The organism is Njordella aestuarii (assembly GCF_056494165.1).
Window position 1 is genome coordinate 921,044 of the sequence record NZ_CM151397.1, and the last position, 26,094, is coordinate 947,137.

Sequence of the window (26,094 nt, forward strand, 5' to 3'; positions counted from 1 at the left end):
CTATGGTAAGTGCGTCTGACCACTACTGAAAGAGCTCATACGGTTACTTAAACAAGCTCGCTGGATCAGAAGAAACCAACTTGCGGACCGCGAGAGCTCCGCCTGTCAAGCACATGAGCAACGTCAGAACAAAGACGGTAGCGATTCGTGCGGGGGTAAGAATCATAATTAGCCCTGTCGTCTCGCTGATTCCCCAGAACATCAAAACGGTCAATGTAGAAGCCGGTATGAATCCGAACAGCGTCAGATACATCGATTGTGTCATGATCAACCGAAAGAAAAACAACGGCGGGTAACCCATCGCTTTAAGAGTTGCAAATTCAGCGATGTGGTCAGAAATTTCTGTGAACAAAATTTGATAACAAATGATTGTTCCTACGACGAGCCCCATCACTGTCCCGACGGTAAAGATGATCCCGATTGGAGTTGACTGTCCCCAAAACCGGATGTCTCGATCAATTATTTCCTGCTTGGTCATCACTTCCCAATGTTGGGGCGCTATGCTTTCAATCTCCGACTGAATATTTCGTATATTCGCACGCGGGGCAAGTTGCACCATGCCAATGTCGACTGATGCTAAAGGATCGGATGTTACACCGTCGCGAAATGGGAAATACTCAGCAAAAGATTGGCTGGACATTACCAAAGTGCCATCATTGACAAAGTCTGTTCCAATTTCGACAAAGCCAACCAAGTTGATTGTTTTGTCAGAAAGTTCCACTGCTTGTTTCTTGAGTCGCTCGAGGTCGCGTCGCTCAAGTCCATACATGCGTTTGGTCCGGTTGTCGAGCAAGGCTGTTCCATTTTTTCGTATCGCTTCTCGTTTGGCGTCCATGCTTTCACTATTAAAGACTTGACCTTCCAACGGAACACCGATAACACGAATCGAACGAGATGGCTTTCCGATGACGCGCAGCTCGGTGCCAACACGACCAACATACAGCGGTTGAATTCGACGGACGCCGTTGATCGTGCGCGCTCGATTAAGATACGCACCATCGAAACGTTGTTCGCTCGAAAGTGTGTAACGAGCCTTACTGATTATGAACAGATCGGCGTCAAGTATCCGAACGATTTGTACCGTGCTGTCAAAGAGGCCGTTGCGAAAGCCGATTTGCGAAAACATGAGCAAAACGGCAAAGCCTACGCCGCAGCTGGCGAGGAACAGTTTTCGCCAACTGGTGGTGAGGTTTTGCCACGCCAAAGGCGTTTTTCGCTGGACAGAAAACACGTTTCGTTTCCGCTAAAAAAGTGAAGCCGGTTCGGCCCTTGAAAGTTTCTGAATCGCCAACAAACCGCTCACTGTACACATTCCGTATGCAAGTATAGCCACGCCTACTGCCCGAGGGGCTGTCATGAAAATTGGCAAATCGGCCAGCATCGCAGTGGTCCAGTATAGTAGCTGTGCCATTAAAAACGCTGGGATGAATCCGAGTCCGGCGAGCATCCAAGCTTGCCGAAGGATAATGGCGGAAACGGCCCATTGCGTATAACCCATGGCTTTTAACGTCGCGTATTCGCTGAGCCGATTGGCGACTTCATTCGCAAGAACCATATACACGATCGCTGCGCCAACAATCATCGATAGAAAGACGCCCAACTGAAATATAATGCCGATCGGTGTCTCGCTGAGCCAATGGTGATGCTCCCAATCGATTGCATCCGCTCTGGACATGACTTGGATCACATCGGCTGATTGTGGATCGCGTTGAATTAAATACTGTCGCAGGCTGTTGGCTGCTTCTTGCGGATCGACGCCGGGCTTAATTTTGATCAGCGCGAGATGCACTTCCTTCTGAAGATCAATTGGAGCACGGCGTGCAAATCCAATGTCGCTAAGGAGGACTGCGCCGTTGGTTGCCAAGCCAGTGCCTAACTCAAAGCTGCCTGCGATCATAACTTCGCGACCACCAAGCTCGCTTCGTACTCCGATATCATCGTTGCCAAAGCTTTTGCCGTCCTTGGGGCCAAAGTCTTTACGCGTCGCTCGGTCTATCAAGACCCAGTCTGGATTGCCTAGCAAATTCAGCTGTTGGTCGATTTCGGGTATCGCAAGTACTGGTTTGTCTCGTTCCATTCCCATCATGGCTATGCCGCGGTACTTTAGGTCCTGCGGACTCTGCCAACGGTTCAGCATTATATAAAATGGTGAAGCCGATTCGACGTCTGGATGTGTCTGTGCCAGTTCCATCCATTGACGCGGGAACGTACGAGTCTCGTAGAGGTGCAGATACTCGGGTGATCTCAACACAAGATCGAACTCAAGCTTTCCATAGACAATAGTCGCCGTGTTTGCGACGGCGCCGCGAAAGCCAAGCTGGACAAAGATCAGCAGAAGAGCGAAGGCTACGCCAGCAATCCATACGGCCGCTCGTCCTGGAACCGCCAATAAATTTAGCGTTGAAAGTGGCGTTCGCGAAAGTCGCATTCGAATCACTGTTTCAATGAATTTGCGGTTTCAGGGCGTTGGATCGGTGTCGGCGTGATTGTGACGTCTACTTGCAACTGAACAAGCCCAGCGGCAATTGATTGTTGATCATTGGCTATCTTGATGCGCACCGGCACGGCGCGAAAGTCGGTTCGGGCGAGTGGATTCGGAAGCCTCATCTGCGGCGAGCCGACTAGGGGGTCAATTTGAGAAACTGTTCCCTGCAGCTGAGTCGGAAGAGCGGCTGAATTCATTTCTGCGGCATAACCGACGGCAAGCCTAGCAACATCCGCTTCGTGAACTTCGGCGACGCATACCATACTCGACAGGTTTGCTATATCGAGGATTGGAGTTGGACCGGCGGTTTCGCCAACGGCTGCATGCACAGCGAGAACTGTGGCGTCGCTGGGAGCTATGATACGAGTTTGGTCTAGCTGAAGTTGCAGCAGTTCGATTTGCTTTTCGAGCGATTCGATCGATGTCGAATTTTCGACAAGCTGAACATTTTCGGTTGCTGCTGAGCGGGCTTGTTCGGCAAGACGAATGCCTAAACTGGCAGTTTGAACAGCTTGTTCGCCCGTGAGCACCGCTTGGTTAAAGTTTTGCGTAGCACGCTGAAGCTCGATTTCTTTTACATCGATCTCGCTTTGGCCGATCATTGCTCGCGTATTCGTGTTCTCGCGCAGGCGTCGAAATCGAGCTATTTGGCTCTGAAGCATGTCGAGCTGATTCTTACTGCCCTTTATCAGTTCCAACTGCTTGGTTGTTTGTTGTTCAGCAATCTTCGCCTGCTCAACTTTCAGATCAGCGGAATGGAGCGCCAGTTGTACTTCGACTTGTTTTGCTTTCAACTGTGCACGCGCTTCAGCAAGTCGTGTTTCGGCCGCTTCGAGTTCGATCTGGCGCAAACGATTGGAACGCATGACGACCAATACATCGCCTTGTGAGACCTGTTGTCCGCTGCGAACAAGGACCGATTCAACTTGGTCGCCCGGCAGGGCTGATAGAGAAATAATGCCTGACGCTGGAAGTAGCCGGCCCTGAGCCGCGATCTGTCGGGCCGCAATCGCCGGCTGAGTGGCATCTAGCCCACCATTCTGGCTGTCCGTTTGCTTGCAGCCGGAAGTCCATGCGAGCACCAAGAACACGTACGTGACCGTAATGAGTGATTTTAAAGCGTGCATCGACTTCTCAAAATGCATGGTTCTGCTTTTGAAATAGGATTTCGTGCGGCATAAACGGAACATGCATCAGCAGATCGAGAATGATTCAAAATTGGTTTAAAATTTTGCCAAAGGCTTTGCTACAACGTACTCTAAAGCTAAACATGTTCCCAAGAAAACGTCGCTAACGAGTAATTACAATCGTTCCAGTCGTCGGACTGCGGCAGAAGTAGGGGTCGTAGTGACTATACCGCTAAGTCTAATTTTCCACCAAATGTGAATTGATGCCGCAAGTCGAAGAATCCATGCCATCGGTCCTAACCCCTGGAGCGTCTGATCAGACGCAAGTGGTTGTGCACGCAATGGGATTGCAACATTACTTTGGTCAAGGAGAGCTGCGAAAGCAAGTTCTGTTCGACTCAAATTTGGTGGTTGGTCCCGGCGAAATCATCATCATGACGGGCCCGAGCGGTAGCGGAAAAACGACACTTCTCACGCTGATTGGGACATTGCGGCGAGTCCAGGATGGAAAGCTTTTTGTACTTGGCAACGATTTGGCCGCATCGAGCGACGCTCGCCTCAATGTTGTGCGGAAAGAAATTGGATTTATTTTTCAATCGCATAACCTATTCGATTCGCTGACCGCCACGCAAAACGTGAGAATGGCTCTGGAGCTGTCCCATCCCCAGAATGGAATGCGTAAAAACACCAAAATAGCACAGGATATGTTGTGTTCTGTCGGTTTAGAGCATCGTCTCAACCACAAGCCAAAACAGCTTTCCGGTGGCCAGAAACAGAGAGTTGCGATAGCCCGCGGCTTAGTCCATCGCCCTCGCCTTGTACTAGCTGACGAACCGACGGCGGCGCTGGATGAAGAAAGCGGGCGTCAAGTCGTCGAACTCTTCCAGCGATTGGCCAAACAAGAAGGTACAACGATCATCTTAGTGACGCACGATAACCGCATCTTGGACGTTGCGGATCGTATCGTCAATTTGGTTGACGGACGAATTCGAAGCGACGTGCTAGTTCGTGAAGCGGCGATGATTTCGCGTATGTTGGCGACCTGCTCTGTCTTTGCGGGAATTACTCCTCGCAACTTGGTGTCGATTGCTGATCAGATGAAGCAGAAGAAAGTGGAAGCTGGCGAAATCATAATTCGAGAAGGCGACGTCGGAGACAGATTCTTCTTGATTCGTTCGGGACGCGTCGGAATCCAACGCCAAGGTCAGGGCCAACTCACCGAATTAACTGAAGGTGAGCATTTTGGTGAGACAGCTTTGTTGACCGGCCAATTGAGGAACGCGACCGTACAAGCGCTTGAACCTTCTAGCCTCTATTATCTCGATAAAGCTGACTTCCAAGCTGCGATGGCGAAGTCTGTAACGCTGGAAGAAGAAGTTCGCTACAGCGTGTTCGATCGCTAACACAGTACGCTGAATGCCGCGTTTTCGAGAGCTTTCTTTACGCTGGTATCTTAAATGAATGCCAGCGCGAAACCACCAAATCGGTAGAGTTCTGGCAAGTCGGCCGGTGGACTTATTGTGGCGTTGATCGTTTAATAGTCTGCACTGATGTGGCCGTTGTCATATCATTTTGCCTGAACACGGTCTTTCGCGGCATCGAAGAGTATTAACATGGGCCTTACTACCACAGCGAATCGGTTTGACGCCGAACCGTCGACGATTTCCTTACGCAACATAAAGTCGGCTTTAGTCTTCGCGGCAATGTTACTTGCTTCCAGCAGTTCGGCTTTGTCGACCAAGTTGTCAGCGCAGACAGTCGCAGAAGCGCCGCCCATTCGCGGGGTTGCTGGGCAAGCAACGGAGTATTCGTCGGCACTCGAAGAATACATTGCCAAAGTTGACAATTCGTTCGGATACGAGTTGGCAGAAAGTGGCGATGCCGAAAATTGTGTTTGGCTACGCTACAATTTGACGTCGCAAACTTGGCAAGGAATACCGTGGAAGCATGTTCTGTGGATTCTGGTGCCGCAAGCAACACCGTCGGCGGGCCCGGCTTCCGAATTGAACGATGAAAAATGGGAAGTCGAAGGCGATTCGACGATTCTGTTTATTGCCGGCGGATCCTGGAAAGGTGATTGGGCTCAAAAGCCTCCGCAGCACGTTGGGTTGCCAAGAGAATATTCGCTGTTGAGCAAGTTAGCGTTTGCCGCTCGAGCTCCCGTTGCAATCATCGAACAGGTGCCATTTCAGCCGATTTTGGATGGCCGTTATGAAGATGAAATTATTGCCGAGACGTTTCGCCGATATCTGATGGGAGAAGGGGAAGAATGGCCTCTCTTGTTGCCCATGGTCAAGACTGCGGTCCGTTGTATGGATGTTGTTGAGAAAGAGATTCCGAACCGATTCGGAATTGACGTCAAGCGATTCACTGTTTCAGGCGCGAGCAAACGGGGGTGGACGACTTGGTTGACTGCCGCTGTTGATTCTCGGGTGGATGCGTTTGCACCTATCGTGATCGATATGCTGAACATGTCAAAGCAAATGGAACACCAGTTAGCTTCCTGGGGGGATTACAGTGACGAAATCAACGATTACACAGAATTGAATCTTCAGAAGTATTTGTCCTCGCCTCGTGGGCAACTATTACAATCGATTGTCGATCCTTATGCTTACAGGGAGCTTTTGCAGCAACCGAAGCTGTTGATTTTTGGAACGAATGATCGCTACTGGACTTTAGATGCCTGCAACATGTATTGGCCCGATTTGAAAGGGCCAAAATTCTTGACCTACACGCCCAATCAAGGCCATCAGATTCGTGACTATGAGAGGTTGATCGGCAGCCTAGCCGCCCTTCATCGCAGTCGGACTGCGGATGAACCATTGCCAAATCTTGAATGGTCCTTTACAGAGAATGTGGGGGCCAACGGCAGTCTCTCTCTGCGGACTGATGTCGCGGTTTCCAAAGTTCAAATGTGGCTTGCTCGGTCAACAACAAAGGATTTTCGTTCGGCCGTCTGGGTAGCTCAACCAATGTTTGAGACGGAGGGGCGAGGATACACGGCACAGGTCAGTCGGAAGTCGGATGGGTACGTTGCGTTTTATGGTGAAGTAGTAACTGCCAACGACCGTGCGCCGGCCTACTTTACGACGAACATTACGATTCTTGAAGGCAAATGACAACCACAACGGATCTTCAAGCGTGCCACTGCTGTGGACAAATACAACGCATTGACAAAATGGGTAGAGGTGCGAATTACTGCGCAAGATGTTTTTCCCACCTGCCGGATCGAGCCTACAAACATTGGTCGCGTGATCCAGCTTTGGCGTTTGCGCTAGCAGCTTTGATTCTATATTTCCCAGCGATTTTGCTCCCGATATTGAAGATCGAGCAGTTTGGTCAGCATTTCACAAGCTCGCTCCTGAGTGGGACTTGGGAACTGTTTCAACATGGAAACTGGTTTGTCGGGACGGTTGTGTTCGTCTTTTCGATCGTGTTGCCACTGGTAAAACTGCTAGGGATTTTCGAACTGACCGTCCTCCAGCTATCTCAACACCATCATCGTGCTTGGGTTTATCGTTTTGTGGAAGCGGTGGGGCGATGGGGAATGTTGGATGTGCTCTTGCTAGCCTTACTGGTCATGATGGTCAAGGTCGGCGAACTAGTCGAATTCGAGTTTGGTCCCGCAGTAATTGTTTTTGCACTCTGCGTGGTTTGCAACATGCTTGCCTCACTAACATTCAATCCACACGGGATTTGGTCGAAGGATGCGTTACGATGACGGAAGATAATACAGATTCGTTGCCGCAAGCACTAAAGAAGCCGAGTGTGCCAAGTCGCGGCGTTCCCGGACTTGTAATTTGGATTGCGCTCATCGCAGTTTTAATCTCAGGTACCGTCACCTATCTTTCGATGAAGCAAGAAGGGCTTGAGATAAAGATCGTGCTTCCCGACGGCGCGGGACTTAAAGTTGGTGATTCCTTGCGTCATCGGGGAGTGAGCGTGGGGACTGTCACAAGTATTCGACTGACTTCCAACCTGGATTCAGTTGATGTGGTGGCAAGGTTGAACCCAGAGGCGAGTTTGGTCGCATCGCAAGGAACTCGATTTTGGGTGGTGCGACCTGAAGCAACCGTTCGAGGAATCGGCGGCTTAGACACGATTCTCTCGGGACAATACATCGCCGTTGATCCATCGCGTCGGAGAGCGGAGCCTGAACTAGAGTTTGTCGGGCTTGCCAGTCCGCCGGCGACTGAGTTGCCAGGTGATGCGCTTGAGGTGGTGTTGGAAGCAAAAAGCTTAAGTGGGCTGCAGCCTTCCGCACCAATACTTTACCGCGGCATGGAAGTTGGCCGAGTGCAGTCGATAGGGCTCTCGCCAGATTCGCGGTGGGTGCGGATTGCAGCGTCGATCAAGGCTGACTACCGTTCACTGATCCGCGACAACACTCGATTCTGGAACGTTAGCGGAGTGAAGATGGATATGGGGTTTCGCGGAATCGCACTTCAGGCACAGACACTCTCCAGCATCGCTGTAGGTGGGGTCGAATTTGCAACGCCTGAGCCGCCAGGCAAGGCGGTGGTAATTGGGCATCGCTTCGAATTGTTTGAAAAACCAGAAGACGAATGGCTTGAATGGCAAACCCCGATTCCGGCCGGGGCGGCGTCACGTTTGGAGCTAGATATACTTCCTCCGTTACAACTTGCGGCGCTCAGCTGGAAGACTTCCTTTTACGGATTTAAGAGCTCGCATCAAACTGTGGGATGGGTTCTTCCGCTGGATGATGGAAGTTTGGTTGGACCAGCGGATCTATTTCGTGTACCCGAGGACGCAGTTGCCGACTCCGTGACTTTCGATTGTGCAGGCAAATCTTGGCCTATCGGGGAAGTGAAAGTTGAGGCCCCTAAAACAGCCGCTGTAGTCCGAGCGAAAGTAGCTGATTTTCCAAGAGACCGAGGGGGATGGCCATCCGAGCGTCTTTCTACGCCAGAATTCTCCGCGATCGGAGAGGACGAAATTCTCTTGCTGTGTGAGGGCGATCAACGGTATATCCCGCTGGAAATGTCGAGCCTCCGATTGACTAAAGACGGTATTTTTGTCCAAGACATCATGAATTTGCCCAAGCCGCTTCATGGAGCAGCGATCGTACGGGTGTCGAGCAAATCGGTGGTGGGAGTCTTGGTAGCAGATCCTGAAAGCGACCAGGCCGCGATTAAATCGATCACTATTGCAAAGTAGCCGAGGGTAATCGTGGCGTGGGACTTGAAGTTCGCGGAGGCGACTAGCGGAACTTTTGCGACCGCAGCGGGTTCGGAAGGAATGCGCTCAGATCCCAAATCGTAGGATCGTGTGAAGTTTTAGGGTTCGAGCGAACGTTCGATTGCCCTGATCACGCTGGTTTTGCCGGCGAACGTAGGAACAAGAATCTGACTGACGATTCTCGGGTGGACGTAAATTCGTCGCTCGAGCCAGATCAGACTACAATATTGGCATCTGTTACGATTCGTAGCAACCGACCTCACGCCTCAATGGCGGAGTAATAAAACTATGCATAATCACATTTCAACCATCGTCCGACCAGTTCTTGCCTTTGCTAAGACTGCTGCTGTGTGTGGTGCGTTAGTTGGCGGAGCTTTGTCGCTGACCGCGAATGCCCAGCCGCCCGGAGGCGGTTGGGGCGGTGAAGAAGGCGGTGCCCGAGGGCGTGGAGGCCGAGACCGAGGTGGCGATCGCGGCGGAGAAAGCGGCGGTCGTGGTGGTTTCGGCGGACGTGGCGGCGGGTTCGGCGGTGCCGAAGGCGGCTTCGGCGGAGGAGGATTTGGTGGCGGCGGCTTTGGCGGCGGACCTGGCGGTGGTGGTTTCGGTGGCGGCGGCTTTGGCGGCGGACCTGGCGGTGGTGGTTTCGGTGGAAGAGGCGGCGGAGGAGGCGGCCGCGGTGGCTTCGATTCGTCTTCGTTTATTTCTCGGATGGACACCAACGGAAATGGCTTGATCGACTTGGACGAAATGCAAGGTCCCGCGAAATTCATGATCGATCGCATGGCGCAGAGCAACCCCAAGATCGATACGAGCAAACCAATTCCAATTTCTGTCGTTACCGAAGGTATGGAGCAAGCGCGTGGCGGTGGCGGCGGCGGTCCTGGGGGCTGGGGCGGACGAGGCGACGAGGAAGAAGGCGTTCCCATTGAAGACAAACCGCTCGTACCAGGATTTGGGCTTGAGCAACCACTTTCTCTTCCGCCCGGTTTTGGAAAAAGCGGCGAGATTTTTACTGTTAACGTACAAGAGATTGATCAGCGCGATGCTGCCGAGCGGATTACTCGCTATGACCGCAATAACGACGGCGCACTCGACGAAGACGAATTGCGTCGCGGGCGGTGGAACGATAACCCAATTCAGTACGATCGAAACCAAGATGGGAAATTGCAAGTCAACGAGCTTGCAGTGCGATTCGCTCGCATCCGTGAAAATCAGGCTGCTAGCGGCGGTAATTCGCTAGCAGCCGCGGATCCGCGTCAAGCCAGAGCGGAGCGTTGGGCGGGTATGGGGGAAGGCGGTATGGGAATGGAAGCACCGATCGAAGAAAAACCAGATGCGATTTGGCAAGATCGTGCTAGCTATCGTATCTCGACATCTGGTGGATCTAAGGTCGAAGGTTTGCCAGATTGGTTCAAACGCGAAGACCAGAATGGTGACGGTCAAGTCGCGATGTCTGAGTTTGCTAGCAAGTGGACGGCAGATCTCGAAGCTGAATTCAAGATGTTTGACTTGAACGACGACGCATTTATCACCGCAGCAGAATGCTTGGCTGCAATTCGCAATGGAGCGGTCCGAGGGGGCGGGCGTGGCGCCAGTACCTCTAGCGCAACCACCTCCACTAGCTCTCCGAGCGTTGCTGCAACTGCTGGCGATTTCAGTATGGACGGTCTGCCGCCGGCAGCAGAAGAACGCTGGGTGAAGTTTATCGTCGGCAAAATGTCACGTATGGACGCCGATAAAAACTCTCGGATTACCGTGGACGAGTGGAGCTCAAGCGAGGGAGTGTTTTCCCAAGTCGACGCCGATGGCGACGGTCAGATTTCGGTCTCGGAATACTATGCGTTTCGTGTAAAAAAGTAGACGCTGTCTAAACTAGCCGTCCACTTTCGCACTAAATTTCAAGACGCAAGATTCATTAGGAATCTTCGTCATCTTTGCAAGCATTCGATTTCTCGATTGCGTTAGACGTTGGGATTTTGTTAGTCCTTCATGCTACGAAATGTGGAGGCATGGAGGGCGACATCTTTCCTCGGTACTCCGCCTGCACCAACTTCCCTAGCAAATTGCACGCGTGACCGCATATAGGTAATGACCAGGACTGCGTCAGACCCGTCGAACCATGGCCCGAGGCTGGGAGATTCCGCGCGCCGAAGGCAAAGCTCGCTCGATCCTGCACAGCCCAGCATGATGGACTTGCAGCCAGAGCATTTGCAACAGACGCGGTCACAGATTTCGGCTCTAGTCGCTGAGATTGCACACGCAGCAAAACTGTATCAGGATCGCGAGGCATTTTTTGCTCTAGTGCTCGACCGAACGCGAGAAGCGATGGGAGCCGTAGCGGTCGCGCTATGGGAGCAGGACAGCGACGGTAGATGGCTGGCGACGGCCGCCCGTAATTTACCTCAATCGCTCAGCGGTTCTTTTGGAACTGAACTGACGCAAAAATCGGCGAGTTCCGACTGGCCTGGTAGCGAGCCTATCAGTTCCATTGAGGAGCGGATTGACGCTGCCGAACCGCTCGTCGAAGCTACTGATTTTGCGGCCAATTACTACGCGTCTGAAGATCACGCTGCAATATTACAGGTGGTTGCTAAAGAGCGTCAGCCTGTTTTAGTGCCGCCGAGCAGCGTTAGTGTCGGCCCCGATCGCCCACCGAATCCAACTGCATACTGCCTTGTTTACGCGCCAGTGCGTAACGAGGGAGAGGAAATTCGCTATTGGTTACAGGCGGTTCAGAATCCTGCGGGCGGGCCAGCAACACATCGCGGCTATCTAAGATTCGTCGTTCAAGTTAGCGGGCATGTCAGCGAGTTTCTCAAGAACGAACGACTACGAATTCTTGAACGACAGCGAGAGTTGTTCGAGGTAGCCAACAACGTTTTTCAAGAAATACACTCGCATCGCGAACTGCTACGCAAACCGCCTCATCGCGTTCCTCGGTCTATCACACCGATAGAGGAGAGTACTCTCCTTGCACGTGGCGTTGCTAAATGGCTCAAAGCGGACGAAGTTTTTTTCGTATCAAAAGCAGAACCTGGCAGTCGGGGCGACTTTAGCAATGCCGCTAATGGGCTGCGTATCGTTTCACAGAGCGAAGCGGCTGAGGTGCTCATGCGATCGCTGACGCATGCTTGCAAAAACGAGCAATTGAATAAGCCAAGGCTTTTTTGCGAAGAAATCGAATCGACGGAGTTCGCAGAATGCCATTCGATCTTTGCCGCCGAGGGTATCGGCTGGGTTCCTATCAAGCTGGAAAAAAGTTCTAAACAACAGTTGCTGCGATTTGTGGGCATGATCGCGTTGTGGCACAAATGCGCGAACCGAGCGGAAGCGGACAAGTGTGCCGCGGACCTCGAAGCGATCACGCCGACGACAAGGCTTGCTACAGAATGGATCGATGACCGACGTATTCGTCGAGCGCTACGCGCCATTGAACAGCGTCGGAGTCGAATTCGCAGAATCAAAAGTTTCCTCTGCTCGGCACCCGTGCGGACTTTGATGCTGACACTTTTATTGGTTTCTGCGTGCTGTATCCCCGTGCCAGTTCAAATTTCGGCTGATGCACGCTTGGTGCCTTCGGTGCATCAGGCGATTTATTCCCCCGTCGCTGGAACCGTACGCAGCGTCCTCGTTCAGTATGGTCAGCGAGTTCGGGCCGGAGATACGCTACTTCGGATCGCTAGCGTGCAGCTTGAGACGGAATACGAGTCGTTACTTGCCGAAGAGACAGAAAACGTACAGCGCCGCCAAGATATTGAGCTTCAGTTGCTTCGCTCTAAAGAGCTTACGACGATTCAAAGATCGACACTTGAAGGGGAACTCCAAACACTCAATGCGGTCCATCGATCGATGCGTCAACGTATTGATTTGCTTAACAAGCAAATGGAAGATCTGCAGGTTCGATCTCAAATCGACGGAGTTGTTGGGACTTGGAAAGTAGACACTTTGCTGAACAATCGCCCGGTGCAGGCAGGGCAAATGCTCATGTCTGTTTATGATCCCGAGGGAGAATGGGAATTTGAAGTAGCGCTTGAAGAAAAGAACGTGGGGGCATATCTATCTCGAGCTTCCGCGGGCACGGCTACTTCGTTACTGGTACGACTGGACAGCCATCCTTACCAAGTCATCCGCCTCCCGATCGATTTTGCCGATCAGCCGTTGGTTCTTCATGCGCAATCCGATGTTTCAAATGTCGTACCGCTACGAGTGAAAGCAAAATCAGAGGACTTGCCTCAGTTGACTCCGGGAGCAACCGCCGTTGTAAAACTAGATGTTGGCCGTCAGCCTGTCGTTTGGGCAATAACACGCGATTTTGTTTTAGACCTTTGGGCAAGGGTTCGACTATGGGTTTGATTGCATATTGCAGAGGAAGATTGATATGTTTAAGTGTGCTAATCATTGTTTCTTCCACTGAAGGTTCGGCTCAACAGCTAACTAGTGTTTCCAACAGTGAAAAAGCGGTTGCGCCGGAGCTTCGTCTGAACGGTTGCCCTGTGTTTGCGATTGATGCTGCGGAACTTCCTGCGCAAGAAACCGGACTGTTGGCAAAGATGAGTTTAAAGCCAGGAGATGAGCTCGAGGGGCAGCAGTTGCTCGCTCAGATTGATGATTCATCAACGCAGATGGAAAAATCCGTGGCGGCTGTCGAAGCAAGGTTGGCGCGCGAACTTGCCGACGACCAGACTGACATTTTGTTCGCGGCGGCAGTGCTTGAAGAAGCCAAGATTGCACTAAAATCCTACGAAGAAATAGAGCGCCGCGGTTCCGCAAGCAGTGCTGAGATACGCAACAAACAACTTGCCGTTGAACAAGCCGAGTTGAAGCTTCAGCATGCGAAACTTGCTCAGAAGCAATTGCTGGTGCGAGCGGAACTTGCGCTAAAAGGAATGGAGTCAGCCGAACAGCGACTTAAAAAGTTTCGGATACTGACGCCATTTTCCGGCACGATTACGAGCGTTTCCAAGCGTGAAGGAGAGTGGGTTCAGGTTGGCCAGAGCGTGGCGTCCATTGTGCGTTTGGAGGAATTGCGAGTTGATGCATTTGTCTCAATTCAAAACTATCATCCCTCCGGGCTAGTGGGGCGATCAGTTTGGGTAGATATGCCGCTAGAGCTCGGACATGCAAACGATATCCGATTCGCTGGCAAGATCACGCACTTTGATCCGGACGTCACAAGTGCTGGGCAAGTGCGTATTCACGCAACAGTGCAAAATGCTCGAAAGAATGGCCATTGGCAACTGTTGCCTGGCATGCAAGTTTCCATGCAAGTCTTGCCATAACGAAAGACTGCTTCTGATGTCAGTTTTTCCGATCGATAGCAATAAGACTTCGTGGCTAGCTCTACATTCTTCGTCGCACAGACCGATGACGCGCTGGCGTTTAAGGCCTTGTCTGCGTTGGACACGAATCCTAGGTAAGTGGAACGAGTGGTGGATTATCAGTAACCCACTGACTGGTGAGCATTTCCGATGCGCAAAGAATGAAGCGCTGGTCTTAAGAATGCTTGATGGAAGCAATAGCGAATTTTATCTAAAGGAAGCGGTGCGGCTACAAAAGCACAAGAATCTAACTATCGAAGATATGGAGCAAGTGATTAGTTTCGCACGGCAAGCGAATTTGGTTGTGCAACCCGAAGGACTGGGGCCGAACACCGTCGAGAATTACCGGGGTAAACAAAGCGGTTCTCTTAAAGAGATTGCTGCTGGGCTACAACGGGCCACCGGAGCTATCTTCTATAACCAGATTCGACTTGGTAATCCCTCGCGGCTAGTTGAGAGACTTGCACAATATACAAACTGGATCTTTACGAAAGAAGCGATCTCGGTTTGGGTCGGCTTTATTCTCGTGTCCTACATAGCGTTGTGCCTACAGTTAACATATGTTGACAGTGCGATCTGGGAGTCTGTTTGGCAAATAGCAAACTTGCGAGACTGGGAATTCTGGTTGCAATGTGTCGTTGTATTCGCGGCAACGCGTTTAATTCATGAGCTCGCACACGCTGTATCATGCAGCAGGCTTGGCGGTCGTTGCACCGAAATCGGCTTGGTTCGGGTCCTGTGTATTGCGTTTCCGTTTGTTGATGTAAGCGATTCATGGCGAATGCCAAAACGAGTTCATCGTGTTGCTGTTTCAGCAGCAGGCGTCTATGCCGAACTAATTTTGTGCGCCTTTGCTGTCTGGGTATGGATATTAACTCCTCCAGGTTTGATCCATACGTTAGCACTGCAAGTTGTCGCCGTGACTTCGATCGCTTCCCTTCTGTTTAACGCAAACCCGCTAATGCGTTATGACGGGTATTATATTCTGAGCGAATTGTTGGAAGTGCCGAATCCTCAACAAGCGAGTCAGGCACTTTGGAAATCTGCTTTCACGAACGTACTACGCACAGCCTCTGGGCTCTCCCGGCTCAAAACGCTGTGGTATCCTGTTGGGATAAAGCGATTGTTAAGCCTCTATGCAGTGGCCGTAGTGGCGTACCGCTTTTTGTTGGCATTGGGAATATTGACGGGACTTCTGCTTACACTGGTGGCGTGGGAACTAGCTGACCTTGGTTGGACTATCGTTTTCGTTTACGTGGCAACGATACTAATGTCCAAAGTTACTAGTCCTGCCGCGCGGCTTGTTGCCAGAGTCACTGAAGAAGATGCTGACGTCCAAACAAGCAAACGCTGGCCGCGAATATGGCGAAGATGCTTGAGGGCGTTTGTCTGGAGTATCTTTCTCGCACTGCTGATTTTGGGTGCGACCCTTCCTATGCCGACACGTTTTTCAACTGAAGGACGGGTCGTAACGCAAGGCCGACAGCCGCTATTCGTGAATGTTCCAACCACGCAATTGTTCGACGTGAATGTCGAAAAAGGCGTCAATATCCAGCTGGCGAATCGGTCGATCGAGCGACGGCTGCTGAACATCCAGCAGAAGATCCAAGAGTTGGAAGCCAAGCAGAAGTCCCTTCAGCATGCGGCATACTATCAACCCGAACTAATCGATCGCCTCTCGCAACTCAGAACGCTTCAGCTATTGAGCCAGAGAACCTATGAGTTTGAAGTGGAGCAAGCGAAGAACTACAATATCTCAGTCCTCGAAGGGCAAACATTTCTACCTGCTTCCCTTGATAGATCCGAGAAAGCATACACGCCGTCGAGCATAACATCGGAATTTACTGAAGTGCATAGCGTTTCACATACGGTGCTAGATAGTGCGAGCCGAGGTCAGAAAATCGACTCCGGAACGGCGCTAGGGTACATGGTTAAACGAGACCGAGTCGCATCGATTGAAACGACAATTGATCAAAAGCAGCGGGCTGATATCGAGATTGGTGGTCGAGCAAACGTGCGGCTTTTGCAATACCCTGATCGAGTATTTCGAGCTCAGGTTAGCAACATTTCGCAGCTGATTTCCGGTGCTCAGATAAACGAGTCAGATCGCCTGATGGATGCACAGTACGCAATTGCCGAGGAGGTTGACGGATACCAGGTCGAGCTGTTTCTGCTCACCGATATCAAAGGCCTGGATTTTGTCGAAGATGGAGCCGTTGAGATTGTATTCGTAGGCAACGGCAAAAGCATTTTAACGAGGCTTTGCGACTACGGGATGGCTTTGACGAGCCGATAGGTGCCGCAAAGTTGGTGTGGCGATCACCGCCGCGAATGAATGCGAATGCACTTTCGCATTGAATCATCAACAATCTCGCCAACGACATAGCGATTCAAACTTTCAAAAACGCGTTGCATAAGTTCATCGACATTGGAAACGCGACGATCACGGCGGCTAATCGTACGCAAAGTCGTGCTGATCATCGTCTGCAGTTTCACTGCCTCACGCTCATTCTCTGGCACGAAGTCCACTTCTTGTAACTTTATTTGCATTGTGAACGAGGCTTCTCGGTCTGCCAATCGGACATACTCGGGCGCCTTGCGTGTCTCAATTCGTACTGTTAGCGAATCGTCGACGTTTTCGACCGTTTCCGCATGCCAATCGTCCAAGAAGCCTGTAATCTTCTGAATTGCAATCTCCTGTGGAACTGAAGCCAAGATGTCGCAAGATTGTGACCTGGCCACTGAACGAGCGCCCAGCCAGCTGAGCCATGTGTTCTGCGGCTCGACCTCGGCAACTGGTTCGGGCGTTTTTTCTACAGCAGCACTGCTCGCGGATTCAACCCGATCGCGGCCATTCTGTTTGGCTTGAAGAAGCGCGGCGTCAGCTAGGTTAAGAGCTTGCTCGCCGGTGATTCCATTGGTTATCTGAGCTACGCCAAAACTCGCACTCAAACACTTGCCACGCAGAACTTGCAGCGGTGTTTTTGCAAGTCGTCGCCGTATGTTTTCGGCTTTCAAAACTGCGTCCTCGATATTGCAGTCGCTGCACAAAATAACGAATTCTTCGCCTCCGTAGCGTGCTACCAGGTCACTCGAGCGAGCGCACTCCTTCAAGATTCCGGCAAAAGTCACTAATGCATCGTCGCCAGCAGCGTGCCCGAAAGTGTCATTGATGCGTTTGAAGAAGTCGATGTCGCAGATGATCACACTCACAGCGAGCTTGCCGGAATGTGCCAATTCGGTGTATTTTGGAAGTTGGAGGTTCAGCTCCGCTCGGTTGCAAGCTTTTGTTAGAGGATCACGTGACGCTCTTCTGTGCAGTTGCTGAACGGCCTGCTCTAGATTCTTTTGCCTTGTAATATCATCGAAGATCATCGCGGCACCACGCAACGTGCCACGGTCATCGTTGACCGGCATAAATTGCACTTGGATTGCTCGGCGTGATCCATCGCGATGTTGAACACTCAAGCGGCGAACATCGAATTGAGGGTTCATTAGGACCGACAGTAGCGGACAGTCGTCTTCAGCCACGGCGCTGCCTGCTTCGTTCCTCATGCCGATTAATTCAGGAGACCATCTCTGGTGACAAAGTACAGAGCGACTTCGGCAGGTGAGAGCTTCTGCGGCTCGGTTCCATTCAATTATCTTGCCTTCGGTGTCAATAAAGATAACACCATCGTTCATGTGATCGGTTAGTCTTCGATGGAATATCGAAGCGAGCGAATTGGTAGCAGCACTACCGTATTGCAACGTGTTCTCGTGACTGAAGAGTTGAACGATGCCATCGCGAAAACCGTAGCTGGCCCAACGCCGCTCTACCAGCTCGTGCAATTCTGTGTTATATCGCTCAGCCACGATTGTAAAACTGTGCACCAGTTTGGGGTCGAACTGCCGACCAGCCAGCGACCGCAGTTCCCTGAGTGCTACTCCTTTGGGCATAGCTGGCCGGTAACGCTGTTCGGTGATCATTGCATCGAAAGCGTCTGCGATGGCGAGCACCCGGGCCGAGAACGGGAGCTTCGTGCGAGTCTGGGGAGCGTTCGTGCCGTCAAACCATTCCCCGATTCGGTCGATCGATTGCACGATGACGTTCGCTAATCCAGCCGACTTGAGGATTTCGACACCGACCTTCGGATGCATAGCGACAATGGCACGCTCTTCGTCCGTGAGCGCCGAAGGTTTCTGTAAAATACGATCCGGGATGCCGACTTTGCCAATATCGTGAAGAAGCCCCAAGACTTCAAAGTTGATCAACTGCGATAGCGGTAACTTGTGGAACAGACCCCAAGCTGTAATATTTTGCCCGACGCGAAGGCAATGGTAGGCCGTTGGCGCATGTTTAGCTTGCAATGTGGTGTGCAGCGCAGACGCTACTGACATCTTGCTGGCGCTTGCATCCAATACCGCACCCGATACAACGTTTTCGTTGGTTTTTGTTTGCGATATCATCGAACCTATCGAGGTGAAACGTTGCTAGGGACTCTTCTAAGCGTCAGTTATTTTTTCGACAGAATCGTATCCGTCTCGGCGTGGGAACCGTCGCAAATCATCAAAAACTGGGCGACCATTTGCAGTAATATTCGGCATCTTGAGCATTGTTGTTACAACCGGAGACTTGCACTTTGCGGTTATGAAGTCGTGAGTCGACTCGGAAATGTGTGCCGTTAGAAATAGTTTTGCACCAGCGAAAACGCTAGCCGTATAGTATCCAGTGGCTGGAACATGGGTTTGCAAGCATTCCCTGACACGATGCGCTTGCGGCCGCCTACCTCGCAGGCTCTAGCGCAGCTTGCTTCACTTTTCCGAATTCTGCTGGCCAGAGTACTTCCTGGGGCGACCGGTTAATGACGGTCTGTTAACTCGGAACGTAGTGCTTTCATCGCCGCGGAATGTTAGACTGTGCGGCACGCTTTCCGACCGATTTGTAGTCGCCACTTACCTATTTTCATAGAATCTTCAAAACCCTTACCATGAGTTCTGCTGCCGTAGCGATCGATCAAACCCACAATGCACAGCCGAGTCCTTGGATTCGCGAAACCATCGATAGCTTTGCGGTCGCCCTCATACTGGCGTTCTTATTTCGTGCGTTCGTGGCCGAAGCGTTCGTCATTCCCACAGGTTCGATGGCCCCGACTTTAATGGGGGCACACAAAGACGTTGTGTGCAGCCAGTGTGGGTTCAGGTATCAAGGGGGCGCGAGTTCTGAGTTTGATAATATGACGGGGGCTCTGACCAATTCGGTCGTGATTGGTACGACCTGTCCAATTTGTCGTTTTCAGCAACCGATTGATACGGAGCAGGATGCGAATCAAAAAACATTTTCTGGCGATCGCATCTTGGTCAGCAAACTTGCTTACGTGCAATCGGATCCGCAGCGTTGGCAAGTCATTGTCTTTAAGTATCCGCGCGAGGCTCGGCAAAACTATATCAAACGACTAATCGGACTTCCGAACGAGACCATCCATATCGAACATGGTGACATCTACGTAAAGAAGCCAGACGAGGCTGATTTTTCGATTGCCAGGAAGCCGCCCAACATTCTGGAAGCCATGTTGCAGCCAGTGGCGGATACCGACCGCATTCCACCAGCCCTTGTCAAAGCAGGTTTGCCCAGTGCATGGCAGCCAGCAGGGCCTATCAACACGGTAGGTGTAGAGACGGAAGGGATCAGTGACGACGCAGCTTGGAAAGTTCAGATGACATCGGACAATTGGCAAGCCAGCTTGCAACCGACTGTAGGAACGGACCAAAAAAATAGACTTCACTGGCTTCGGTATTACCACTACGTAGTAAATCCCTTGCAGTGGTATGCCATCGAGCAGACGGGAGAACTGCCGACTCCGGTTATGCCGCGGACTGCGAGGCTTATAAGCGACTTTTCTCATTACAATGCGATGACGGAAACCGAGCGTACTTATTTCCTTAATCAACGCCGCGTGCCCTTCGACGATTTTGATGTGGTCCGAAAGCCATCGGGGTTGAGCATGGATGGCTCGCGAGTATCGAGGACGAATTCAGAGTCAGTGGATGGAATTCATTGGGTAGGAGACTTGGCTGTTGAATTTGAACTGACGTTAGGTGAGCAGACGGGTGAGCTTGCCGTAGATCTTGTCGAAGCTGGCGTGCATTATCAGCTTACGTTGGATACTGCCAACGGTGGCATCGTTATTTCGGCGATCGAAAACGGTAGTGAGCTTAGCGTTTTCGACGATGGCAAAGGTGGCGTGACGAGCAAAATCGTCGGCTCCTGTAATGTTCGTGGTTCTGGAGACGCGACGATTCGATTTGCTAATGTTGATGATACATTGACACTTTGGGTTGATGGTGAGTTGGTTGAGCTTTCGCCGAGTAACCGAGTCTTGGCTGCGAGGCCGCTGAATCTTGCCGATCATCGACCACGTTACTCGGTTGAAGACGTGGGAGATGCGGCACCGGCAGGGATCGCTGCAACTTCCGGAATGAATGTTACAGTCAATCGCGCCCGAGTGTGGCGGGATATCTATTACACCAGTATCGTTCCCGGAAGTGACTACGAAAGTCAAGATCGCTTGTTCTTAGGTTCACTAACACCGGAGGCGGAATCGCACTACTTTGAATCTAACTTAGGTGAAGTCGACAAGTCAAATTGGGCTAGAACTTATGGCTACGACAATGTTGTGCGAGATATCTTTTTTAGCGAGCCGACGCTGTGGGAAGATTCGCCGCTGTTTGCGGGACGCAAGAGTATTGAATTTCAGATGGCGGACGATCAATACTTTCCGATGGGAGACAACAGTAGCCACTCGGCCGATGCACGGAGCTGGACGCCGAATCACTTTGTGCATCGTGACTTGATGATTGGCCGAGCTGTCCTGGTTTTTTGGCCTCACTATTGGAATTCTCCGATTCCATACTGGCCAAATTTTGGTCGGATGGGAATTATACGGTAGAACGCCATAGGTTCCGTTACCATCGCTAGCTAATAAACCTCCTCAACCTGACACTAGCTTCTCCGCTCGGTGGGAAGCGATTGGCGTTGTCGCTGTGCCTGAATCTGGAGTAACATCACCGTTGGAATAAACGCAAGATTCGAGCAATTCGAGGATGGATCCCGAGCGGATGGCAACAATACTAGACGTCAGCGGACTTGAAAAAACCTACGGTCGTCGCCGAGTCGTGAATGGAGTGAGCTTTCGCGTCGAAGAGGGCGAAATCGTTGGTTTGCTGGGCCCAAATGGAGCCGGGAAATCGACCAGCTTTCGCATGACGTGCGGAATTGTCTTGCCGGACCGCGGGAAAGTCACGTTAGGCGGACTGGATGTAACCGATTGGCCGATGTTTCGACGCGCACGCGACGGGCGCATGGGCTATTTGGCACAAGAATCAAGCGTCTTCCGAAAGTTAACGGTCGAACAAAATATTTCGAGTATGCTAGAACTCTTGGATGTCCCGCGTCGGGAACGTCGGGAGCGTACCGAAGAGCTGCTTGAGCAATTCGATATCGTTCATATCCGAAAATCACGGGCTTCGAAATTGTCAGGCGGAGAGCGACGCCGATTGGAGATCGCGAGGTGCTTGGTTTCGGATCCACAAATAGTTATGCTGGACGAACCATTTGCAGGCATTGACCCGGTTACTGTGCAGGGAATTCAGAAAATCGTCGAGCGGTTGCGGCAGTCGGGAATCTCGATTTTGATTACTGACCACGCGGCGCGCGAAATACTGTCCTTTGTCGATCGATGCTATGTCATCAGCAAAGGACAAGTGCTGTGCGAAGGAACGCCCGACGAGGTTCGTAACCACCCCGAAGTTCGCCGCCAGTACCTAGGCAATATCGACGGCGGCCCTAACGAAGTCGAAGAGAGCCATGTTAGACGTCCTATTTCGGCAACGACTCCAGCACCACGACGTACCCTCCTTTCAAGAAAACGAATCGATGTCTAGAAACTCGACCGGCAAGGTACTCCGTTCTTCAATCCTTGGTCGAGCAATACGGGCGTTTGCTGCACAAGTTTCAAATCGCTTAGCACGAGATCGCAAACGTAATCGTGCCCGTCGGATGCTTCTTGAGACGCTTGAATGCCGTTGGGCGATGACAGCCGAAGGCAGCGAGTTCAACTTGAGTCGTAGCGTGGATGCTTCGGGTTTGTCTGGCGCGTTGGTTGCGACAGCAACTTGGGGCGACGGCACACAATCCAACTTGGCCATTGGTACATCAGGACCGGCGTCGACTGTGCGTTTCAAGTTTGACTACTCGTTCGATTCAAACGGGTTCTTTAGTCAGCCGTCACGGCGGACTCTGTTAGAAGAAGCCGCAGAAACCCTTGCAAGTAAGCTTACCGATTCTTTATCTGCGATTTCGCCCTCGGGCACAAACACTTGGACTGCACAAGTATTTCATCCGGCTAACGGAAGTTTTGTAGATGCTCCGGTAAAAAATATTGCAGCCAACGAGATCTATGTTTACGCAGGAGGACGAGATCTTCCTGGTACCTCGCTTGGATCGGGCGGGCCAGGTGGCTATCGTGTTGCTGGCAGTCAAACATGGATCGATACTATCGCTGCACGCGGACAAACCGGTGCTTTAGCATCAACACCAACGGATTTTGGTCCTTGGGGTGGCTCGATCACATTCGATACAAACACCAATTGGCACTTCGGAACGACAACCGCCGGACTTGAATCAGATGAGCAAGATTTTTATTCCGTCGCTTTGCACGAGTTAACGCACTTGTTAGGTTTCGGTGTGGCGAGCAGCTGGAACCGATACCTGTCTGGTAACAACTTCACCGGCCCCGCTTCCAAGGCTGCAAATGGAGGAGCTAACGTCCCGCTAGAAGCTGACCGCGCGCACTGGAAAAATGGGTTGTTCAATAACGGCCAGGAAACCTTGATGGATCCGACGATTTCGGCCGGGCAGCGCAAATTGCTGACCGAGTTGGATGTTGCTGGATTGAAAGATCTTGGTTGGAGCACTACGAATAGCCGTATTCAAGTGAGCGGGTCCCATATCTACGCCGACAATGGAACTTATCCGCTGGAGATTCAGATTCAAGGTAGCACGCCAGGTGTGCTCGTCGTCGATGCAGGTAACGCCGTCATTACAAACGTAGTGCCTACGTTATCTGATCCCGCCGATGCTAATCTCGTCGTGGGGCAGACTTTGAGTGTTCCTACGTTCGCTACTTTTAGCGATCCAGGGTTTGGCTCCACCGAGAACTTTACCTATTCGATTGACTGGGGCGATGGAGAAGCCGTTACTAGAGGTGATGTAACCATCACACGCGCAGGAGCAGCTGGGGTTCCGACGCTAGGCCGCGTTGGTGTGACTAAGACATTTACGACAGCGGGCCGGTACACGGGGACACTGACATTACGAGACGACGATGGCGGTACGGCGACACAAACGTTTGTGGTCAACGTCACTGCTGCTCCATCGATCGCATTGGCCTTGTCGAGGAATACGTTTGCTGAAAACGCTGGAGCCGCTGCTGCCACGCTGACCATTACCGCTCAAAATTTAAATAGCGGTTCGCCGACGGCAGTGACATTGACCAGCAGCGATCCTACGGAAGCAACTTTTCAATCACAGGTGTTTATACCAGCTGGGCAGTCAAGTGTTACGATTCCAATCAATGCGATCGATGACGATCTGTTAGATGGTGTTCGCCCGGTAACTATCACAGCGACCATTGGCGGTACAATTAGTGCCACAATTGGTTTAACTGTTACCGATTATGAAACTGTCGCTTTGTCACTCAATCGTAGCGAACTTCGTGAAGATATGGGCAATGGCGCGGCTGTAATGACGGTCCGTCGATCGAATACGGATGTGAATTCACCTGTTACCGTAGCCCTCGTCAGCAGCGATATAACTGAGATTACTGTGCCAGCTACGGTTACAATTCCCGCTGGCGCACAGAGCATTAATGTTGGCGTTGCTGCTGTCGATGACCAGCTGTTGGACGGAACAATTCAAACCACGATCACTGCCAGCGCTGTCGGATATGTCGGCGCGCAGATCGCTCTTTCTGTCGCGGATCATGAGCCCATTGCGATCGTTTCTGAACTAACAACTTTGATGGAAGGAGTTGAAGGCAGCTCCAGTGCCAATATAAAAATCGATTTGCCTGGACCAGCACCCGCCGGCGGGACTGTCGTAGAGCTTTCCACGGTTCCCTCAAGGCAGCTCGATATACCCGCGTCCATTGTTATTCCTCCTGGTCAAGACAGTGCGACACTTGAAGTTGCTTTGCTTGATGACAGCATCGTCGAAGGGACGGGGAGGTTGACGCTGACCGCATTTGCGGAAGGGTTCGTGTCGACGAGTTTTGTATTCCAGACGATCGACGATGATACTTCACCGTATACCAATTCCTCCAATAGGTTAGACGTTGACGGAAAAGATGGAGTTACGGTGCTGGATGTGCTGGCCGTGATTAACGCTCTGAATCGTTATGAAATTGGACTCGTGTCACGTATTCCTGTAGAAAACGTCAATTATATCGACACCAATGGAGATGGCGTTCTCTCGCCACTTGATGTGTTATTCATTATCAACTATCTCAACGCACAGAGTCGAAAAACCAGCTAGCTGTCTGGCAGCGTAACGTTTCGCTTGTCTTCTGTCAGAATGAGAGCTTTGCGTTGCGCCATCAAGCGGATATCGATTTCTTCCAGTAGTTTGACATGCTGTTCGACCAGTTGTAAGACTTGTGGTTCAGAGGGTCGAAGTGCCTGAGAGCAGGTGCGAAGCTTTTCAAAAAGATCGGCGTCATCCATCGCTTCGAAAAGCCAGCCGAAGTTTAACCGACTGTGCATTTCGGTAAATGCTCCATGGTTGGGTAGCAAGTAAGGGGTGCCAGCGGCCACCGACTCAAGAACGAATAGACCTTTGGGCTCTTGATAAACTGTTGGCACGCATAAGAGGCCAATGTTCTTGAGGAAGTTGGCCTTTTCTGCGCGATCGACGGCACCAAAATAGCGACATCGATCTGCGAGGCCTGCGTCTGCAATCGTTCGTTGCTGTTTCTCCCAAAACTCTGCATGCTGTGGTCCGAGATAACCAGCGATGTTCAAGCGAAGATGCTCAAACCCAGGTTCAATAGCGAGTTTGGTAAATGCGTTTACGAGTCTTTGAAGACCTTTCTCGGGGCTTAACCGAGCTAGATAGCCGATTGTAAAACCGTCATGAGTTTTGTCGCGCAGCGCTGGTGGACTGGTTATAGCGTTTGTGGAAGCAATAGTCGCGGTAGCCGCTGTAAATAACCGCGTGTCGATGCCCAGGGGCAGGACAAATCGTTTCTCCGGTGGTATGCCAAACTTTTCACCCATGCGCGCAGCATATTCGTGTGAGTGGATTACAAAGCCATCGATCTGTGGGACCAATGACCGCATCAACTCGATAGATTTCGATTGATAGGGCTCGGGAAGACTGTCCAAGAAGATATCGTCGCCTTGCAATACAACCCAAACTTTTGATTTCATACGTCGTCGAATTTCTGGCACAACACCTGCGATCATGAAATTCGAAAGGATCACACATTCTGGCTTGATTTCACTGGCGAGCCAGTCGCACAATCGCAGCGCTTCCTTCTTTTGGTTGCCGCTGGAGCCAGCCAACATGGAGATGGTCAGTTGGCCGAGAAGTTTGGGCGATGTTTTGCCCGTGTTTGCGGTAAGCCTCTTTACCAATTTGGCGTTATTGAGCGAAGCATCGAGCCAACGTGGAAGCCATCGCAGAATTGGCAGTTTCTGCTGAAGATAGACATTGATGCCGCCAAAGAAGACTTGGTCAATGCTGACGTCTTCTTCATCGGTTCGAATCGGAGTATACAGCGGAACTAACAAGCAATCGTGCCCAAGTTCGATCAGAGCTCGCGCCAGTGCGTTGTCCAACATGCAAGAGCCGCAGTACATGCCAGCGGCTCCCGCAGTTAAGTAAGCGATTTTCATAGCTTGAGAACGTATCGAATACGCACTTCTG

General features: G+C 51.5%; 16 protein-coding genes. 11 read left to right on the forward strand and 5 right to left on the reverse strand.

The genetic code is table 11. The features are described from left to right. Positions 1 to 43 precede the first annotated feature (43 nt). Genes SH451x_RS03565 through SH451x_RS03575 form a run of 3 tightly spaced genes read right to left on the reverse strand, consistent with a single transcriptional unit; the run spans position 44 to position 3,630 of the window. Positions 44 to 1,231: an FtsX-like permease family protein gene (locus SH451x_RS03565; RefSeq protein ID WP_479361024.1), complete on the reverse strand. Its 1,188-nt coding sequence runs from the start codon at positions 1,229 to 1,231 to the stop codon at positions 44 to 46. Positions 1,232 to 1,243: 12 nt separating this feature from the next. Beyond that, entirely contained in the window at positions 1,244 to 2,428 is a 1,185-nt protein-coding gene (gene devC, locus SH451x_RS03570) for an ABC transporter permease DevC (protein ID WP_479361025.1), read from the reverse strand. A 5-nt stretch (positions 2,429 to 2,433) separates the two neighbouring features. Continuing rightward, positions 2,434 to 3,630, reverse strand: coding sequence for a hypothetical protein (locus SH451x_RS03575; protein WP_479361026.1), 1,197 nt, complete (start codon positions 3,628 to 3,630; stop codon positions 2,434 to 2,436). A gap of 245 nt (positions 3,631 to 3,875) precedes the next feature. On the opposite strand from SH451x_RS03575, the gene SH451x_RS03580 reads away from it, so the two are divergent. From SH451x_RS03580 to SH451x_RS03615, 8 genes are all read left to right on the forward strand, one after another. Further along, the gene (locus tag SH451x_RS03580; RefSeq protein ID WP_479361027.1) at positions 3,876 to 5,015 is read left to right on the forward strand and encodes an ATP-binding cassette domain-containing protein; all 1,140 of its coding nucleotides are present in this window, start codon (positions 3,876 to 3,878) and stop codon (positions 5,013 to 5,015) included. A 210-nt stretch (positions 5,016 to 5,225) separates the two neighbouring features. Then, positions 5,226 to 6,731, forward strand: a complete 1,506-nt coding sequence (locus tag SH451x_RS03585; RefSeq protein ID WP_479361028.1) for a PhoPQ-activated pathogenicity-related family protein — start codon at positions 5,226 to 5,228, stop codon at positions 6,729 to 6,731. Next, a complete protein-coding gene (locus tag SH451x_RS03590) occupies positions 6,728 to 7,333 on the forward strand; it encodes a paraquat-inducible protein A (protein WP_479361030.1) in 606 nt (201 codons plus the stop codon). The genes SH451x_RS03585 and SH451x_RS03590 overlap by 4 nt, the downstream gene beginning before the upstream one ends. After that, the gene (locus SH451x_RS03595; protein ID WP_479361032.1) at positions 7,330 to 8,790 is read left to right on the forward strand and encodes an MlaD family protein; all 1,461 of its coding nucleotides are present in this window, start codon (positions 7,330 to 7,332) and stop codon (positions 8,788 to 8,790) included. Before SH451x_RS03590 ends, SH451x_RS03595 begins: the two co-directional genes overlap by 4 nt. A gap of 309 nt (positions 8,791 to 9,099) precedes the next feature. Then, complete coding sequence (locus SH451x_RS03600; RefSeq protein WP_479361033.1) at positions 9,100 to 10,671, forward strand: EF-hand domain-containing protein; 1,572 nt, start codon at positions 9,100 to 9,102, stop codon at positions 10,669 to 10,671. A gap of 228 nt (positions 10,672 to 10,899) precedes the next feature. Next, positions 10,900 to 13,164, forward strand: a complete 2,265-nt coding sequence (locus SH451x_RS03605; protein ID WP_479361034.1) for an efflux RND transporter periplasmic adaptor subunit — start codon at positions 10,900 to 10,902, stop codon at positions 13,162 to 13,164. Next, complete coding sequence (locus tag SH451x_RS03610; protein WP_479361035.1) at positions 13,155 to 14,090, forward strand: efflux RND transporter periplasmic adaptor subunit; 936 nt, start codon at positions 13,155 to 13,157, stop codon at positions 14,088 to 14,090. Before SH451x_RS03605 ends, SH451x_RS03610 begins: the two co-directional genes overlap by 10 nt. 85 nt (positions 14,091 to 14,175) lie before the next feature. Continuing rightward, the gene (locus SH451x_RS03615; protein WP_479361037.1) at positions 14,176 to 16,425 is read left to right on the forward strand and encodes a hypothetical protein; all 2,250 of its coding nucleotides are present in this window, start codon (positions 14,176 to 14,178) and stop codon (positions 16,423 to 16,425) included. Between the two features lie 23 nt (positions 16,426 to 16,448). On the opposite strand, the gene SH451x_RS03620 is transcribed toward SH451x_RS03615, so the two are convergent. Then, positions 16,449 to 18,578, reverse strand: coding sequence for a sensor domain-containing diguanylate cyclase/phosphohydrolase (locus SH451x_RS03620; RefSeq protein WP_479361038.1), 2,130 nt, complete (start codon positions 18,576 to 18,578; stop codon positions 16,449 to 16,451). 521 nt (positions 18,579 to 19,099) lie between these two features. Between SH451x_RS03620 and lepB the strand changes: the two genes are divergently transcribed. The 3 genes from lepB to SH451x_RS03635 all read left to right on the forward strand — a co-directional run bounded on the left by lepB (position 19,100) and on the right by SH451x_RS03635 (position 24,702). Further along, positions 19,100 to 21,058 carry a signal peptidase I gene (lepB, locus tag SH451x_RS03625; RefSeq protein ID WP_479361040.1) on the forward strand — a complete coding sequence of 653 codons (1,959 nt, stop codon included), beginning with the start codon at positions 19,100 to 19,102 and terminating at the stop codon, positions 21,056 to 21,058. Positions 21,059 to 21,227: 169 nt separating this feature from the next. Next, entirely contained in the window at positions 21,228 to 22,052 is an 825-nt protein-coding gene (gene lptB, locus SH451x_RS03630; RefSeq protein WP_479361041.1) for an LPS export ABC transporter ATP-binding protein, read from the forward strand. Then, positions 22,045 to 24,702 carry a dockerin type I domain-containing protein gene (locus SH451x_RS03635; protein ID WP_479361042.1) on the forward strand — a complete coding sequence of 886 codons (2,658 nt, stop codon included), beginning with the start codon at positions 22,045 to 22,047 and terminating at the stop codon, positions 24,700 to 24,702. Before lptB ends, SH451x_RS03635 begins: the two co-directional genes overlap by 8 nt. Here SH451x_RS03635 and SH451x_RS03640 read toward each other — a convergent pair. Next, the gene (locus tag SH451x_RS03640; protein WP_479361044.1) at positions 24,699 to 26,063 is read right to left on the reverse strand and encodes a glycosyltransferase family 4 protein; all 1,365 of its coding nucleotides are present in this window, start codon (positions 26,061 to 26,063) and stop codon (positions 24,699 to 24,701) included. The two genes, SH451x_RS03635 and SH451x_RS03640, sit on opposite strands and share 4 nt — an antisense overlap. Between the last annotated feature and the right edge of the window lie 31 nt (positions 26,064 to 26,094).